1 protein-coding gene is annotated in these 734 nt (G+C 70.6%); it reads right to left on the bottom strand.

Annotated features, from left to right (window positions below):
- Positions 1 to 87: 87 nt before the first annotated feature.
- Complete coding sequence (locus HUX53_RS38580) at positions 88 to 492, bottom strand: hypothetical protein (RefSeq protein ID WP_176408215.1); 405 nt, start codon at positions 490 to 492, stop codon at positions 88 to 90.
- Positions 493 to 734: the final 242 nt, after the last annotated feature.

The following is a 734-nucleotide window of genomic DNA, read 5'->3' as shown; positions in this document are numbered from 1 at the left end:
TGGTTTGCAAGAATTCATGCACTGATTCTGGTGCTGTATAAGTGTAGCTTGTCGACGGTGTTTGTGATCACCAAATTAGCTGTGCTGTTAGGTATTTTTTTTTTCAAGCAGAGGAAGGCTAGCGGGGTAGGAGTCGGTCTCGTGGGCTCGGAGATGTGTATAAGTGACGGGCGGGCCGGGCGGGGTCCCGACGCCGCGCGGCGCGGGGACGGCGACGCGGCGGTCCTCGAACGCGGCGGGGGGCGGGCAGGGGTGCCAGCTGCCGTCCAGGCCGCACCGGTACCAGCGGCCCCACGCCCCGTACAGCCACCATTCGCCGGCGCCCCACAGCATCCGCGCGGCGACCTGGGCCGCGCGGTCGGCGGGCTGGGCGGTCTGCCACCACGGTGAGGCCACCAGTTCGTGCACGTTGCCCTCGACCGAGGCGAACAGGTCGCCGCTCGGGCCGCCTCCGGTTCCGCCGGGCCCCGCCCCGGCCGCCTGCCAGCTCATCCGGCGAATAGTAGTCGCCCGGCGCGGCCCGCCCGGCATCGCGTGCGTTACGGGCCGGTATCCCCACCCTCGGCATGTAAGGACTGTTATGGCAGGATGCTCATTAGCTCGCCGCCGGGGCGGGCGGCCCGTGCGGTGGCCGTGCGGCGGGACGGCCGGCGGGGCCAGGGCGGCGGGGGGGGGGGGGGGGGCGGCCCCCTATACCACCCCTCCGGCTGCGACGCAGAAGACAGATGCATACG

The sequence above is a fragment of the Actinomadura sp. BRA 177 genome, from assembly GCF_013372625.1.
Taxonomy (GTDB): Bacteria; Actinomycetota; Actinomycetes; order Streptosporangiales; family Streptosporangiaceae; genus Spirillospora.
Note: the sequence above shows the minus strand (reverse complement) of the source record. Positions and strands in the feature narration are given on the sequence as shown.